Origin of the sequence: Streptomyces sp. NPDC021212 (assembly GCF_044332925.1) — a bacterium.
In the GTDB taxonomy this organism is placed as follows: Bacteria; Actinomycetota; Actinomycetes; order Streptomycetales; family Streptomycetaceae; genus Streptomyces.
Window position 1 is genome coordinate 78,996 of sequence record NZ_JBIRPZ010000013.1, and the last position, 15,717, is coordinate 94,712.

The window sequence follows — 15,717 nt, forward strand, 5'->3', positions numbered from 1 at the left end:
GCTACAGTTCGATCCCCGTGAGGACCATGACCCGCTCGTACGTGTAGTCCTCCATCGCGAACCGCACGCCCTCGCGCCCCACGCCGGACTTCTTGGCCCCGCCGTACGGCATCTGGTCGGCCCGGTACGACGGCACATCGCCGACGATCACACCGCCGACCTCCAGCGCGCGGTGGGCGCGGAACGCGGTCTGCACATCGCGGGTGAAGACGCCCGTCTGCAGCCCGTACTTGGAGTCGTTGACGGCCGCGAACGCCGCGTCCTCGTCCGCCGCCCGATGGACGGTGAGCACCGGGCCGAAGACCTCCTCGCACGAGAGCGTGACGCCCGCCGGGACGTCCGCGAGCACCGTCGGGGCGTAGTTCGCGCCCTCGCGCTTGCCTCCGGTCAGCAGCTTCGCACCGGCCTGGACCGCCTCGTCCACCCAGGACTCGACGCGCTTGGCCGCATCCTCGCTGACCAGCGGGCCGACATCGGTCGCGTCGTCCGACGGGTCGCCGGTGACCTGTGCCTCGACGGCCGCGACGACCTTCGGCAGCAGCCGCTCGTACACGGACGCGTCCGCGATCACCCGCTGCACGGAGATGCAGGACTGGCCGCCCTGGTAGTTGGAGAACGTGCCGATGCGGGTGGCCGCCCAGTCGAGATCGGCGTCGGAGGCGAAGTCGGACAGGACCACCGCCGCACCGTTGCCGCCCAGCTCCAGGGTGCAGTGCTTGTGCGGCACCGACGCCTGGATCGCGTAGCCGACCTTGTCCGAACCGGTGAAGGAGATGACCGGCAGCCGCTCGTCCTGGACCAGTGCGGGCATCTGGTCGTTCGGCACCGGCAGCACGCTCCAGGAGCCCGCCGGAAGCTCCGTCTCGGCGAGCAGCTCGCCGAGGAGCAGCGCGGACAGCGGGGTCGCGGGCGCCGGCTTGAGAATGATCGGCGCACCGACGGCGAGGGCCGGGGCGACCTTGTGCGCACACAGGTTCAGCGGGAAGTTGAACGGCGCGATGCCGAGCACGGTGCCCCGCGGGAAGCGGCGGGTCAGCGCGAGCCGCCCCTCGCCGCCGGCGTCGGTGTCCAGCCGCTGGGCCTCGCCACCGTTGAACCGGCGGGCCTCCTCCGCCGCGATCCGGAAGACGGAGACGGCGCGGCCGACCTCACCGCGCGCCCACTTCATGGGCTTGCCGTTCTCGTCCGAGATGAGCCGGGCGATCTCCTCGGTGCGCTCGGCGAGCCGTCGCGAAACGTGGTCGAGGGCGGCGGCCCGTACGTGGGCGGGCGTCGCGGCGAACTCCCCGCGCACGGCCTCGGCGGCCGCCACGGCCTCCTCGATCTGCGCCTCCGTGGGAACGCTCACCGCGCCGACGCGCCGGCCGTCCCACGGCGACGTGACCTCGAGCGTGCTCTCGCCCGTCGCCTCGCGGCCGGCGAGCCAGAACGCATGGGTGACAGCTTCGTTTGTGTCTGGCACAGCGGATCCCGACCCTTCTGAAGTGGTGGGGTGATGGTGCGGATGTCTCCTGCCTCCCACCGTAGGCGCGCGGGCCGCGCGACGCGTTTGTCCGAGTCGGCGCAGTCGGCGCCCGCGGCGCACCGCTATGGCGTGACGCGCTGTGGCCTGCTCAGGTCGACTTCAGGACTTCAGCGTGGGCGTCGCCGGGGCCGTGGCCTTCAGGGCCAGCCAGAGCTCCATGCGGACGTCCGGGTCGTCGAGGGAACGGCCCAGGATCTCCTCCACGCGGCGCATCCGGTAGCGCAGCGTGTGCCGGTGCACGCCCAGGTCGGCGGCGGCCGCGTCCCACTGCCCGTGCCGGGACAGCCAGGCGCGCAGGGAGGCGACCAGGTCGCCGCGGCCCGTCGCGTCGTGGTCGTGCAGGGCGCGCAGCATGCCGTCGGCGAAGGCCCGTACGGCGTCGTCGGCGAGCAGCGGCAGCAGCGAACCCGCCGCGACGTGCTCGTGCTCGACCAGCACCCGGCCGCGCCGCCGGGCCACCGACAGGGCCTGCTCCGCCTGCCGGTAGGCGGCCGCGGCCGCGATCGGGCCCGCCGGGGCGGACAGGCCGACGAACAGGTCGCCGCCCTGGCCCGCGGCGGCGCGGTCGCGGGGGCGGGACGACGTACCGCGGCGGCTCTCGAGCGCTTCGGCGTGCTCCGTACAGACCTCGACCGCGGCCCCGCCGTCCGGGGCCAGCACGATCAGCCGCTCGCCGTCGGGCACGACGAGCACCGCCTCGCCGGCGCGGGCCGCGGCCGCCTCCATGGCGTCCACGAGCACGCCGAGGGGATCGGCGCGGTCCGGGTCGCACGGGGTGGCGCCCGTATCGGCCTCGGCGGTCGGCTCCGCCGCTGTCTCGTCCGCGGCGTAGGCCGCGTGCGGTGCCTTCGACGTCTGTGATGACGCGTGTGACGCCTTCTTCACCTGCGACGCCTGGGAACCGCCGCCCGGCACCGCCTCCGCGACCAGCATCCGGAACGGGGCGTCCAGCAGCTCCCCGTACAGCCTCCCGGCCACCGCCCGGGCGTGGTCCGGCTCCCCCGCGAGCAGCATTCGCAGGACGGCCGTTCCCAGCCGCTGCTCGGCCTCCCGCAGGGCCCGGGAGCGCTCGGTGGTCAGGGTCAGCAACGCCACGGCCGAGTGGACGGCGTAGCGCTCGGCGGTGCCCAGCGGCGCGCCCGTACCGACCGCGAGGACGCCCCGGGTACGGCGCCCCGTGCCCAGCGACTGCAGCTCCACCCGGTCCGTCGCCTCGTCGCCCGCCTCCGCGCCGCCCCCGCCGACCACCACGCTCGCCGGGGCGGGACGGGCGCGCAGCCGCTCGGCATCGGCCGTATGGCGGGCGGCGCGGCGGGCCGCCCAGTCGGGGGCGGCGGCGACCACCGAGCCGGAGGCGTCGTAGAGCGCCGCCCAGCCGTCGATGTGTGCGGCGAGCCGGGCGAGCAGCGCGGCGGGGCCCTCGGCGCCGATCGCGGCACGCGTCAGTTCGCGCTGCGCCTCGAACCCGGCGGTCACCGCGCGGTACTGGTCGGCGGCTATCGCCGCCGAGACGGCCTTGCTGATGGCGATGAAGGGCGTACGGCGCGGCACTCCGAGCAGCGGCAGCCCCTCCTCCTTCGCCGCGGCCACGAGCGCCGTCGGCACCTCGTCGTAGGCGACGCCGACCGCGAAGCCCAGCCCCACCACCCCCGCGCCGACCAGCCGCCGGACGTAACGGACCATCGCGTCCGGGTCCTCGGCGTCCAGCTTCATCGCGGTGATGAGCAGCAGCTCACCGCCCTCCATGTACGGCACGGGGTCGGCGAGCTCGCTGACATGGGCCCAGCGCACCGGCCTCTCCAGCCGGTCCTCTCCCGCGAGGACGGACAGCTTGAGCGCGGTGTGGTGAACGAGTGAGGCGAGCGTGGGAGGCATGGCACCTTCGATGCGGATGCGACGGATACGACGACGAATGCGACGAGAAATGCGACTTCACCGCCCCGTATGAACGGCTACTGCCGATTCTGCCTCAATGGACGAATCCGTGGTATCCGCGCCGTACGGGTGCCGTACCTCCTCGGCCGCTCAGCCGCGCAGATCCACCAGCACCGGCGGCCCGCCCTCGCCCCGCACCGACGTCACGGACAGCACCGCGTGCCCGGCGGGGACCGAATGCGCCAGCTCCGAGGCGGACCAGCGCTCGCGCTCCACCTTCCGCACCGTCACGGACTGGGTGGTGACGGCCTTCCCCGTCACCACCTTGCGAATGAAGTGCAGGACCTTGGTGAACGGCTCGTCCGAGATGATCTGCCGGTCGGTGACGTCCCGGGTCTCGACCCACTCCGTCCCCCACACCTCCGCGAACCGGGCCCCGTCCCACGTCGTCACCCCGGCGCAGGCCATCCGGCAGCCGACCGCCCCCAGCAGCGCGCTGCGCAGCGCCTCGGGAACGTCGTCGAGGGTACGGAGGGTGAGCACGGCGCCCGCGTGGGCGGCACGGAGGCGCTGGATACCGCGCAGCGCCTCGGGGGTGATGGTGTGCGACGCGTCGTCGAGGACCAGGCACGCGAAGAGCGACCGGTCGGCGCGGCCCACGGCGCACTCGGTGAACTGCGCGAGCACGAGACGGGCCAGCATGCGGGACGCCTCGGCGTGCCCGCGCTCCGGCAGGTCGATCCGGACCCGCAACGGGTGTTCGAGAGCGCGGAGGGAGAACGGCCGGCGATCGCCTGCGGTGTGGAAGAAGTCGGCGAACGCGGGCCGGTCCAGCAGCGCGATCCGGTCCGCCAGCAGCGCGCCCACGTCCCCGGGCGCACCGGACTGCCGCACCCGCGCCTCCAGCTCGCGTGCCTGCGCCCGCTCCCCCGCCGCGTCGAGCGCCTCGCGCAGCGCGCCGACCGCCGTCTTCGCGCCGTCCAGCAGCTCGCGCAGTTCCGGCACGGACGGGAAGCGGCCGTGCGCGGCGCGGTAGGGGCCGAGCAGCTGGGCCAGCGCCGTGGCTGCCCGTCGGCTGTCGCCGCCGGGCAGCGAGGCGGCCATGTCGCCGATCAGCGCCTCGGCGAGGATGCCGGCGGCCTCGTCGGGGTCCGTGGTGCCGCCGTAGAGGTCGAAGTCGTAGACGGAGTCGGGGCGGCCGATCTTCACGACGACGTCGAACGCCTCGTCGGGCCCCAGCCCCGCCCCCGCCGCCCCCACGGCCACCACGGCGACCCGCCCGGCGAGCGCCTGCAGGCACAGCGACTCCACGACGGGCCGCACCAGCCGCCCGGTCTTCCCCGACCCGGGCGGCCCGACGGCGAGCAGCGAGGTCGCCAGCACATCGGGGTCGAGCGCGAGCCCGATGCCGCGGTGCTGGTAGGGGTTGCGCAGATCGTCGACGGCGGTCCCGAGGCGGACCTGGTGGGCGAGCAGATCGTGCTCGGCCGTGCGCGCGGGCAGGTCCCGGGCGCCGGACGGATGGCCGTGCGCGGCGGCGCCGTGGCGCAGCACGGTGTCGGTGAACGCGGCGAGCGAATTCCGTCCGGCCCGCACGGCCTGCCAGGCGTGCTCGATCCGGGCGTGATCGACGTCGTTCATCGCCCCGGATCGCGCCTCGGCCGCCAGCCGATCAGCCGCCCCATGCGCCCCGGAGGCCCGCAGATGCGGCCACTCGACGGGATCGGCCTCGGGCCGACTCGGCGCGGCCGCCGCGTCCGTCTCGTCCCAGGCCCGCCGGAAGAGGGGGGTGACGTAGCGGCGCCAGACTTCGGGCCAGTGGCCGACGCGGCCGAAGAGGACGGCGATGGCGCATGCGAAAACACCGTAGTAGATGTATGTAGCAATGACATAAGCACGGTCACCGCCCTGCTCCCACGAGTCAGGGGTGAACAGGTCCAGCGGCCACAGCCAGTACCAGCCGAGGTATCCGTTCCAGAGGAGTGACCAGACCAGCCACCCACAGAGGCCGGCGATCACCGCGCCGCTGATCAGGCGCCGCCCGGGAATCCGGTCAGGATCCTCCGGCGGCTTGGGCCTGTGCCCGTACATCCACACCCCCGGCCCCGCCCCCGCGGCCCGCGGGGCACGCAGCCAGGCGACGAAGGACGGCCGAGCGCCGGGGGCCGTGGGCGCGCCCGAGGGCATCGGCGGCGGCACCGCCGGGGCCGCCGGAGGGACCCGGGGCGGGGCGGGAGGGCGGGGTGGGGGGGTGGGTTGGGTGTTGCGGGAGTCGAACGTGCCCTCGGTGTCCATCTGCTACCCCTTGCCCCCTGACCGACCATGCCTCTGCGTTTCGCGCCACCGCGCCACCGCTCAATCTAGTGTTCCCGCCCGGGGAGTTCAGCGACCCCACCGGGGTGATACCTCACGACGTGCCGGGATGGCGGCTATGGCCGCCACGGACAACGCAACACCCGCACTGCTCCCGAACGGAACATGCCGCTTCGCTCGCCGCGCGCCTAGCCTGCGAGTAAAGCCCCTGTCACGTCCCTTTCTTTCCGTGGAGTACCTCATGACCGAACTGTCCGGAGGCCCGTCCCTCCCCCAGGAGCGTCGCGTCGTCACCGCGATTCCCGGCCCGAAGTCGCAGGAGCTGCTCGCCCGCAAGACGGCGGCGGTCGCCGGCGGTGTGGGCAGTGTGCTGCCGGTCTTCACGGTGCGTGCGGGCGGCGGGGTGATCGAGGACGTGGACGGCAATTCGCTGATCGACTTCGGTTCCGGCATCGCCGTGACCTCGGTCGGCTCCAGCGCCGAGGCGGTGGTGCGGCGGGCGTCGGCGCAGCTGGCGGACTTTACGCACACCTGTTTCATGGTGACGCCGTACGAGGGGTACGTGGAGGTCTGCGAGGAGCTGGCGCGGCTCACGCCGGGCGATCACGCCAAGAAGTCGGCGCTGTTCAACTCGGGCGCAGAGGCGGTCGAGAACGCGGTGAAGATCGCCCGCGCGCACACCAAGCGCCAGGCGGTCGTCGTGTTCGACCACGGCTACCACGGCCGGACCAACCTCACCATGGCGCTCACCGCCAAGAACATGCCGTACAAGCACGGCTTCGGCCCCTTCGCGCCCGAGATCTACCGCGTTCCGGTCGCCTACCCCTACCGCTGGCTGACGGGCCCGGAGAACTGCGCCGAGGAGGCCGCGGCCCAGGCCATCGACATGATCAGCAAGCAGGTCGGGGCGGAGAACGTGGCCGCGATCGTCATCGAGCCGGTCCTCGGCGAGGGCGGCTTCATCGAGCCGGCCAAGGGCTTCCTGCCGAGGATCGCCGAGTTCGCGAAGGACAACGGCATCGTCTTCGTCGCGGACGAGATCCAGTCCGGCTTCTGCCGCACCGGCCAGTGGTTCGCCTGCGAGGACGAGGGCATCGTCCCGGACCTGATCACCACCGCCAAGGGCATCGCGGGCGGCCTTCCGCTGGCCGCCGTCACCGGCCGCGCCGAGATCATGGACGCGGCGCACTCCGGCGGCCTCGGCGGCACCTACGGCGGCAACCCGGTGGCCTGCGCGGCGGCGCTCGGCGCCATCGAGACGATGCGTGAGCTGGACCTCAACGCGAAGGCCAGGCGCATCGAGGAGGTCATGAAGGGCCGCCTGTCCGCGATGCAGGAGAAGCACGACATCATCGGCGACCTCCGGGGGCGCGGCGCGATGATCGCCGTCGAACTGGTGAAGCCGGGCACCAAGGACCCGAACCCGGAGGCGACGGCGGCCGTCGCCAAGGCCTGCCACGCCGCCGGCCTGCTGGTTCTGACCTGCGGTACGTACGGGAACGTACTGCGTTTCCTGCCGCCGCTGGTGATCGGGGAGGACCTGCTGAACGAGGGTCTGGACGTCCTCGAGGGCGCCTTCGGCGAGTTGTGACTGTGGGTGGATCGTCGGGAGCGTGAAGAAGATGTGCGGGGGCGATGACAGGTGGGTGATCGGCCTGTCCGACAGCCTCTCGCTGCCGTACGGTCGTTCCAGATGAGAGAAACACCCCGCTCGCAGGAGACTGCGGGCGATGCCGAGCCGGCGCTTCCCCAGCTCCGACCCGGCTGTGCCCTCGCGCACACCACTGGAGCCTCCGGCTCCGGATCTCCTCACCGATCGGACGGCCGCCCGCCCCAAACCCCCCGGGGCGTGCGGCACACCGGTCGCCACGTCGGCCCCGGAACCACCCCCCCTGTTCCGGGGCCGACGTCTGTCTTCCTCCGCAACGCGGCCCTCCGCGCGCTCGCGCTCCCCGTGGCACTGCTGGCGGTGTTCGCGCTGTGCGCCTGGCAGGTCGCCGCCCACGGTCCGCTGCGCACGTTCGACGAGCGGCTCGGCCGCGCGATCGCCGGATCGCCTTTCCCCGACTCCCTCGCGGAGTTCTTCGCCGACCTCGGCAATACGGCGGTGGCGCTCCCGGTCCTCTGCGTCGCGCTCGCCTTCGCGGCGTGGCGCACCCCGACCGCGGCGCGCCGGTGGCCGGGGCCGCTGGCGGCCGCGCTGGCGATGGCGGCGGTCCCGGCCCTGATCGCGCCGCTCAAGGCGCTGCTGGACCGCCCGGGTCCGCCCGGCCCGCTGGCGGGCGAGACCGGGTTCTTCCCCTCGGGGCATGCCGCGACGGCCGCCGTCGCCTATGGCGCGGCGGCCGTTCTGCTGCTCCCCCTCCTGCGCGGGCGGCTGCGGGGATGGCTGATCGGCGCCGTCGTCCTGCTCAACCTCGCGGTGGGGGCGGGGCTGGTGCGCCGGGCGTACCACTGGCCGCTGGATGTGGTCGGGAGCTGGTGTCTGTGCGGCTGTCTGTTGTGGGCGGTGCTCCGCGTGCGCGCACGCGAACGGAGCGGGAGCCCGGCCGCCTGACCCCCGGCATCAGAGGCATCGGACCTCAGCTGTCGAAGCCGAGACCCATCCTGTCCATCGCCTTCAGCCACAGGTTGCGCCGTCCCCCGTTGGCGTCCGCCCGGCTCATCGACCACTGGGTGAGGCCGATCCCCGCCCAGCGGACCGGCTCCGGCGGGAACGGCAGCGGCTTGCTGCGCACCATCTCCAGCCGGGTCCGCTCGGTGTGCTCGCCGGCCAGCAGGTCGAGCATCACCTCCGCGCCGAAACGGCTCGCGCCGACGCCGAGGCCGGTGTAGCCGAGGGCGTAGGCGACGCGCCCGCCGTGCGCGCTGCCGAAGAACGCGGAGAAGCGGGAGCAGGTGTCGATCGCGCCGCCCCAGGCGTGGCTGAACCGCACGCCCTCCAACTGCGGGAAGCAGCGGAAGAAGTGCTGGGCGAGGGTGCGGTAGGTGGCCGGGTGGTGGTCGTATTCGGCGCGCACCCCGCCGCCGTAGCGGTAGACGATGTCGTAGCCGCCCCACAGGATGCGGTGGTCGGCGGTGATGCGGAAGTAGTGGAAGTGGTTGGCGGTGTCGCTGAGGCCCTGCCGCCGCCGCCAGCCGATCGCGGCGAGCTGCGCACGGTTCAGCGGCTCGGTCATCAGGGCGTGGTCGTAGACGGGGACGATGTACGGGCGGACGCGGCGGATCAGGGCCGGGAAGGCGTTGGTGGCCAGCGCGACCTGTCGTGCCCGTACCCGGCCGTACGGGGTGCGGACGGTCATCCCCGCCCCGGCGCTCGCCAGTCGTTCGGCCGGGGTGTGTTCGTAGATCCGTACGCCCAGTTCGGCGCAGGCCCGCTTGAGGCCCCAGGCGAGCTTGGCGGGGTGCAGCATGGCCACGCCCCGGCGGTCCCACAGCCCGGCGAGGAAGGTGGGCGAGTCGACCTCGGCGCGCACCGCGTCACGGTCCAGGAACTCGGGCTCGGTGACGCCGAGCGCGGCGGCCTGGGCCGCGGCTTCGCGCAGTTCGCCGACCTGGTGGGGCCGGGTGGCGACGTCGATCTCCCCGGTGCGCTCGAAGTCGCAGTCGATGGCGTGGCGGGCGACGGCGGTTTCGATCGCGTCCAGGTTGCGGTTGCCGAGCCGTTCCAGTTCGGGCAGTTCACGGGGCCAGCGGGCGGCGCCGTTGCCGAGGCCATGGGTGAGGGAGGCGGCGCAGAAGCCGCCGTTGCGCCCCGAGGCGGCCCAGCCGGCCTCCTGGGCCTCGACCAGGACCACGTCGCGGCCGGGGTCGCGTTCCTTGGTGATCAGGGCGGTCCACAATCCGCTGTAGCCGCCGCCGATGACGAGCAGGTCGCAGCGCTCGTCGCCGACCAGGGCGGGGTGCGGGCGCGGCCGTCCGGGGTCGTCCAGCCAGTACGGGGTGTAGGCGACGTCGGCGAGGGCCTCCAGGACGGGCGGTCCGGGAGCGTCGCCGCCTCCTTGAGAGTCGCCTCCGGGAGGGCCAGGCATGGCGTCTGCGGCCATGGGGTGTCAGCTCCTCTTGCGGCGGGCGCCGGCCAGCTGACCGGCGAGGACGCACAGCACCGCGAGGGCGAACATCGCCGTTCCGATCACATTGATCTGGACGGGGGTGCCGCGCTGCGCGGATCCCCACACGAACATGGGGAAGGTCACGGTGGATCCGGCGTTGAAGTTGGTGATGATGAAGTCGTCGAAGGAGAGCGCGAAGGACAACAGCGCACCGGCGGCGATGCCGGGGGCGGCGATCGGCAGGGTGACGCGCAGGAACGTCTGCGCCGGGGAGGCGTAGAGGTCCTGTGCGGCCTGTTCCAGCCGGGGGTCCATGCTCATGACGCGCGCCTTGACGGCGGTGACGACGAAGCTCAGGCAGAACATGATGTGGGCGATGAGGATCGTCCAGAAGCCGAACCCGACGCCCATGTTGAGGAACAGCGTGGCGAGCGAGGCGGCCATGACGACCTCGGGCATCGCCATCGGGAGGAAGATCAGGCTGTTGACCGCGGGCCGGGCCCGGAAGCGGTAGCGGGCCAGCGCGAAGGCGATCAGCGTGCCGAGGACGGTCGCGCCGAGGGTGGCCCACACCGCGAGCCGCAGGCTCAGGGAGAGCGAGCCGCACAGGTCGGGGACGCCGCACGGATCGGTCCAGGCGTCGGTGGAGAACCGCTGCCACGCGTAGTTGAAGCGGCCGTTCGGCTTGTTGAACGAGAACACCAGGACGACGACGTTCGGCAGGATCAGATACGCGAGGGTGGCGAGGCCCGCGAGGACCACCAGGTTGCGCCGCGTCCAGCGAATGAGGGCCATCAGACGAGATCCTCCGTCCCTGCCTTGCGGATGTAGACGGTGACCATCGCGAGGATCGCCGCCATGAGGAGGAAGGACAGCGCCGCGGCCGTCGGGTAGTCGAGTACCCGCAGGAACTGCGACTGGATGACGTTGCCGATCATTTTCTGGTCGGTGGAGCCCAGCAGCTCGGCGTTGATGTAGTCGCCCGCGGCCGGGATGAAGGTGAGCAGGGTGCCCGCGACGACGCCCGGCATGGACAGCGGGAAGGTGACCTTGCGGAAGACCGTGGCGGGGCGGGCGTAGAGGTCGCGGGCGGCCTCGTGGAGCCGGGGGTCGATGCGTTCCAGGGAGGTGTAGAGCGGCAGGATCATGAAGGGCAGGAAGTTGTACGTCAGCCCGCAGACCACGGCGAGCGGGGTGGCCAGCACCCGCTGCCCCTCGGTGATGCCCAGACCGCTGGTCACGTCCAGGATGTGCAGGAAGTTCAGCGCCCCCACCACCGGGCCGCCGTCGGCGAGGATCGTCTTCCAGGCGAGGGTGCGGATCAGGAAGCTGGTGAAGAACGGCGCGATGACCAGGATCATGAGCAGATTGCGCCAGCGGCCCGCCCGGAAGGCGATGAGGTACGCGAGCGGATAGCCGAGCAGCAGGCACAGCACGGTGGCGGTGGCCGCGTACAGCACCGAGCGCAGGAACTGCGGGTAGTACTCGGTGAGCGCGTCCCAGTAGGTCTGGACGTGCCAGGTGACCTTGAAGCCCTCTTCGAGGGAGCCGGTCTGGACGGAGGTCGACGCCTGGTAGACGAGCGGGGCGGCGAAGAAGACCAGCAGCCACAGGATGCCGGGGAGCAGCAGCCAGTAGGGCACGAGCCGCTTGCGTACGGCGGTTCTGCGGGGCGCGGCACCGGCTACGGAGGACGCCTCGCGCGTCTCCGTGGCCGTCACGCCGCCTCCCCGCCCGTGCCGGAGTCGGTGCCCGCGTCGACGTCCTGGGCCGGGTCGAGGCCGAAGGCGTGGGCGGGGTTCCAGTGCAGGACGACCTCGGCGCCGGGGACGAGCCGGGGGTCGCGCTCGATGTTCTGCTCGTAGACGGCGACCTCGGCGCCGTCCGGGGTGGTCACGACGTACTGCGTGGAGACGCCGATGAAGCTGGAGTCCGCGATGCGGCCGGTCATCCGGTTGCGGGCCGCGGGGACGGCGTCGGTGTCCTCGGCGGGGGTGAGGGAGATCTTCTCGGGGCGCACCCCGACCAGCACCGCGGCGCCGGTGCGGGCGGGGGCGGCGCACCGCCCGGCGGGCAGGGTGAGGCGGCCGCCGGCGGCCGTGAGGAGGAGTTCGCCGCCGCTCTTGTCGGTGATCTCGGCCTCGATGAGGTTGGAGGTGCCGAGGAAGTTGGCGACGAAGGTGGTGCCCGGGCTCTCGTACAGCTCGGCCGGGGCGCCGCGTTGCTCGACGCGGCCGCCGTTCATGACCGCGACCGTGTCGGCCATCGTCATGGCCTCTTCCTGGTCGTGGGTGACGTGGACGAAGGTGATGCCGACCTCGGTCTGGATGCGCTTCAGTTCCAGCTGCATCTGACGGCGCAGCTTGAGGTCGAGGGCGCCCAGCGGCTCGTCGAGGAGCAGCACCTGGGGGTGGTTGATCAGCGCGCGGGCGAGGGCGACGCGCTGCTGCTGGCCGCCGGAGAGCTGCTGCGGCTTGCGGCGGGCGAAGTCGCCGAGCTGGACGAGGTCCAGCATCTCCCCGACCTGCTTCTTGACGGACTTGATGCCGCGTCGGCGCAGCCCGAAGGCGACGTTCTCGTAGATGTCGAGGTGCGGGAAGAGCGCGTAGCTCTGGAAGACGGTGTTGACGGGCCGCCGGTGCGGCGGGAGGGCGGTGATGTCGTCCCCGGCGAGCCGGATGGTGCCGGTGGTGGGCTCCTCAAGACCGGCGATCATGCGCAGGGTGGTGGTCTTGCCGCAGCCGGAGGCGCCGAGCAGGGCGAAGAAGGAGCCGGCGGGTATGTGCAGGTCGAGCGGGTGGACGGCGGCGAAGGACCCGTAGGTCTTGCCGATCCCGTCGAGCCGGACGTCGCCGCCGGTGGTGGTGGGCTGGGTCATGGGTGGACTTCCTCGCGTGTCAGGCCGTCAGGCGCCGGTGAGCTTGGCGAACGCGTCCTCGAACGCCGTCTCTTCCTTGCTCGACAGGGAGCGGAAGGCGTGGGACTTGGCGGCCATCTCCTCGTCCGGGAGGATCATCGGGTTGTCCGCCAGCTTCTTGTCGATCTTCGCGAGTTCGGCGCGTACGCCGTCGACCGGGCAGACGTAGTTGATGTAGGCGGCGATCTTCGCGGCGACCTTGGGCTCGTAGTAGTAGTCGATGAGCCGTTCGGCGTTCTTCTTGTGGCGCGCCTTGGCCGGGATCAGGAGGTTGTCGGTGGCGGTCATGTAGCCGGCGTCCGGGACGACCAGCTCCAGCTCCGGATTGTCGGCCTGGAGCTGGACGAGGTCTCCGGCCCAGGCCATGCAGGCGGCGAGGTCGCCACGGGTGAGGTCGCCGGTGTAGTCGTTGCCGGTGAAGCGGCGGATCTGGCCGCGGTCGGATGCCTTCTGGATGCGGGCGATCGCCGCGTCGAAGTCGTCGGCGGTGACGCTCTCGGGCCGTTTGCCCATGTCGAGAAGGGTCAGCCCGACGGTGTCGCGCATCTCGGTGAGCAGGCCGACCCGGCCCTTCAGCCGGGGGTCCTCCAGGAGCTGGGAGACGGAGGTGACGCTGCGGCCGCCGGTGGCCTTCTTGTTGTACGCGATGACGGCGGGGATGCCGGTCCAGGGGTAGGAGTGGGCGCGGCCCGGGTCCCAGTCCGGATCGCGGAATTCCGCGGCCAGGTGCGTATAGGCGTGGGGCAGGTTGGCCGCGTCCAGGGTCTGCACCCAGCCGAGCCGGATCATCCGGGCGGCGAGCCAGTCGGTGACGCAGATGAGGTCGCGTCCGGTGTCCTGGCCCGCGGCGAGCTGCGGCTTGATCTTGCCGAAGAACTCCACGTTGTCGTTGATGTCCTCGGTGTACTTCACCGTGATGCCGGTGCGGCGCCGGAACTCCTCCAGGGTCGGCCGGCGGCCTCCCTTGGCCTCGTCCATGTACTCCGTCCAGTTGGAGAAGTCGACCCGCTTCTCCTCGGCGGAGTGGTCGTCGGCGGCGCTGCCGGCGCCGGTGCGCCCGGCGGGCGGGATCCCGCAGCCGCTGAGCGCCCCGAGCCCGCCGGTGGCGAGCGCTCCGGCGCCGCTCGCGCGGAGCAGCGCACGGCGGCTCAGCGCCATGCGGCCGCCGGTCATGCTGCGCCGGATCGCGGCGAGCTGCGGGGCGGACAGGCTCTCGGCCTCGTGCCGTGACTCCATACGCTGTGTCCCCTCGGCGGACCGCCGCTCCGTCGGACCGCATCGCTGATCCATCGCCTGATCTCCTCCGCCGGACCGCTCTCCCCGCGGGAGGGCGGCGTAGCTCCAACCGGAATCGGATGCCGATCCTGGCAGAGACCCCCTGCTTCAACAAGGGATTCCGTTGTTGCTTTTTGGTTTCTCGACGGATTCGGTGACAACACCCGAGGTTCACCGGTCTCGCCGCGCGGGGCGCTGCCCGGGGCGCTGTCGGTGGCCGGTGCGAGAATCCCGGGTATGGAAACCAACGGGGTGACGGCATCGGCCGGGGCGGACGGCGGCCCGCGCTCGGTCGAGGAGCTGGTGCGACGGGCGGCGCGCGGCGAGGCCATCAAGTACGTGTTCTTCTGGGGCCATCGGCCGCGGCGCGACGGCGGCGTGGGCGCCGAGTGCTTCAGCCAGTGGTGGCCCGCTCCGTTCGAGGTGGACGGCGTGACCTACCCGACCGCCGAGCACTGGATGATGGCCGGGAAGGCGCGGCTGTTCGGCGACGCGGACGCCGAGCGGCGGGCGCTCACCGCCTCGCACCCCAAGCAGGCCAAGGACGCAGGGCGTTCGGTGCGCGGCTTCGACGAGGCGCGGTGGCGGGAGCACCGCTTCGCGCTGGTCGTCGAGGGCAGCGTGCACAAGTTCGGGCAGCACCCGCCGCTGCGCGACTATCTGCTGGGGACCAACTCCCGGGTGCTGGTGGAGGCCAGCCCGGTGGACCGGATTTGGGGCATCGGGCTGGCGGCGGACGACGAGCGGGCGGCGGACCCGGCCCGCTGGCGCGGGCTCAATCTGCTGGGCTTCGCGCTGATGGAGGCGCGTCAGCGGCTCATGTCGGCGGGCGGGACCACCCGCACCACCGACATATCCGCGTAGCGGGATCCGTCATATTCCTCCGAGCTGTCACGCTTCTCGGCCGCGACATAGACGAAGATCATCACCACGCTCGCCACCACGGCGGTGGACCCGAGGATGAGTCCGGCGAGGGCCATGCCGCCGTTGGTCGCCTCGCCCCGGCTCGCCTTGGCGCGGCCGAGCACCCCGAAGATGATCGCGAGCACGCCGAGGATGATGCTGAACACGACGCTGAAGAAGAACACGGCGCCGATGATGCCGAGCACCAGGGCGGCCGTGCCGGTGCCGTTGCTCGGCAGATAGGCGCCGCCCGGCTGCCAGCCCTGGGCGTAGCCCGCCCCCGGGTAGGCGGTGCCGGGGTAGGCGGGGTACGCCGCGCCGGGATAGCCGTACCCCGGTCCGCCGTACGGGGCCTGACCGCCGTATGGAGCCTGGCCGCCGTACGGCGGGGCCGACTGACCGTAGCCGCCGGTGCCGTAGGGCGAGCCCTGGTACGCGCTCGGGGTGCCCGGGCCCGTCGGGGCGGGCGGCGGCGGGGGCACCGCGCCCGGCTGGGGCGCACCGCCCGGCAGCGTCGGGCCGCTCGGCAGCGTCGCGCCGCCCGGCGGCGGGCCCGGTGCGGCAGGTGGCGGCCCGGGGGCGGGAGGCGGGGGTCCCGGCACGGGCGGCGGGGGCGGGGCGGGCGGCCCGGTGGGCAGGGAGGTGAGCGTCTGCTGCTCGGCCACCGAGGGCCGGGACGGCGGCTTGTCCGATTTATCCAGAGGCGTGTGCGAGGCCGGCGGGGCCCAGGGGTCGTGGTCGCGCGGCTCCGGCTGCCGCGGTTGGTCGTGCTGGTCGGGCTGGTCAGCCATGTATCTCCCCCACAGCGATGTCCGCCCATGCTACGGCCTGCGAACACCGCCCCGTGCGGGCACATC

At 72.6% G+C, this 15,717-nt stretch carries 12 protein-coding genes; 3 read left to right on the forward strand and 9 right to left on the reverse strand.

Annotation, left to right across the window (positions count from 1 at the left end):
- Position 1 precedes the first annotated feature (1 nt).
- From ACH4SI_RS31120 to ACH4SI_RS31130, 3 genes are all read right to left on the reverse strand, one after another.
- Positions 2 to 1,462, reverse strand: a complete 1,461-nt coding sequence (locus ACH4SI_RS31120; protein WP_398301546.1) for an aldehyde dehydrogenase family protein — start codon at positions 1,460 to 1,462, stop codon at positions 2 to 4.
- A 162-nt stretch (positions 1,463 to 1,624) separates the two neighbouring features.
- A complete protein-coding gene (locus tag ACH4SI_RS31125; protein WP_398301548.1) occupies positions 1,625 to 3,400 on the reverse strand; it encodes a PucR family transcriptional regulator in 1,776 nt (591 codons plus the stop codon).
- Positions 3,401 to 3,550: 150 nt separating this feature from the next.
- Positions 3,551 to 5,695 carry an ATP-binding protein gene (locus ACH4SI_RS31130; RefSeq protein ID WP_398301550.1) on the reverse strand — a complete coding sequence of 715 codons (2,145 nt, stop codon included), beginning with the start codon at positions 5,693 to 5,695 and terminating at the stop codon, positions 3,551 to 3,553.
- A gap of 259 nt (positions 5,696 to 5,954) precedes the next feature.
- Here ACH4SI_RS31130 and gabT point away from each other — a divergent pair, with 259 nt between their 5' ends.
- A complete protein-coding gene (gene gabT / locus ACH4SI_RS31135; protein ID WP_398301552.1) occupies positions 5,955 to 7,304 on the forward strand; it encodes a 4-aminobutyrate--2-oxoglutarate transaminase in 1,350 nt (449 codons plus the stop codon).
- Between the two features lie 363 nt (positions 7,305 to 7,667).
- Positions 7,668 to 8,270, forward strand: coding sequence for a phosphatase PAP2 family protein (locus ACH4SI_RS31140; RefSeq protein ID WP_398301554.1), 603 nt, complete (start codon positions 7,668 to 7,670; stop codon positions 8,268 to 8,270).
- Positions 8,271 to 8,295: 25 nt separating this feature from the next.
- Here the strand turns inward: ACH4SI_RS31140 and ACH4SI_RS31145 are convergent, their stop codons facing one another.
- From ACH4SI_RS31145 to ACH4SI_RS31165, 5 genes are read right to left on the reverse strand one after another with little or no spacing between them, the layout of a single operon-like run.
- A complete protein-coding gene (locus ACH4SI_RS31145) occupies positions 8,296 to 9,759 on the reverse strand; it encodes an NAD(P)/FAD-dependent oxidoreductase (protein ID WP_398301556.1) in 1,464 nt (487 codons plus the stop codon).
- A 6-nt stretch (positions 9,760 to 9,765) separates the two neighbouring features.
- Positions 9,766 to 10,560, reverse strand: coding sequence for an ABC transporter permease (locus ACH4SI_RS31150; RefSeq protein WP_398301558.1), 795 nt, complete (start codon positions 10,558 to 10,560; stop codon positions 9,766 to 9,768).
- Complete coding sequence (locus ACH4SI_RS31155) at positions 10,560 to 11,486, reverse strand: ABC transporter permease (RefSeq protein WP_398301561.1); 927 nt, start codon at positions 11,484 to 11,486, stop codon at positions 10,560 to 10,562. Before ACH4SI_RS31155 ends, ACH4SI_RS31150 begins: the two co-directional genes overlap by 1 nt.
- On the reverse strand, positions 11,483 to 12,643 hold the full coding sequence (locus tag ACH4SI_RS31160) for an ABC transporter ATP-binding protein (protein WP_398301563.1): 1,161 nt from the start codon (positions 12,641 to 12,643) through the stop codon (positions 11,483 to 11,485). Before ACH4SI_RS31160 ends, ACH4SI_RS31155 begins: the two co-directional genes overlap by 4 nt.
- Positions 12,644 to 12,670: 27 nt before the next feature.
- A complete protein-coding gene (locus ACH4SI_RS31165; RefSeq protein WP_398301565.1) occupies positions 12,671 to 13,918 on the reverse strand; it encodes a spermidine/putrescine ABC transporter substrate-binding protein in 1,248 nt (415 codons plus the stop codon).
- Between the two features lie 276 nt (positions 13,919 to 14,194).
- Here ACH4SI_RS31165 and ACH4SI_RS31170 point away from each other — a divergent pair, with 276 nt between their 5' ends.
- Positions 14,195 to 14,821: an NADAR family protein gene (locus ACH4SI_RS31170; protein ID WP_398301567.1), complete on the forward strand. Its 627-nt coding sequence runs from the start codon at positions 14,195 to 14,197 to the stop codon at positions 14,819 to 14,821.
- Here ACH4SI_RS31170 and ACH4SI_RS31175 read toward each other — a convergent pair.
- Positions 14,767 to 15,651 (reverse strand): DUF4190 domain-containing protein, encoded by an 885-nt coding sequence (locus ACH4SI_RS31175; protein WP_398301569.1) that lies wholly within the window; start codon positions 15,649 to 15,651, stop codon positions 14,767 to 14,769. The two genes, ACH4SI_RS31170 and ACH4SI_RS31175, sit on opposite strands and share 55 nt — an antisense overlap.
- Between the last annotated feature and the right edge of the window lie 66 nt (positions 15,652 to 15,717).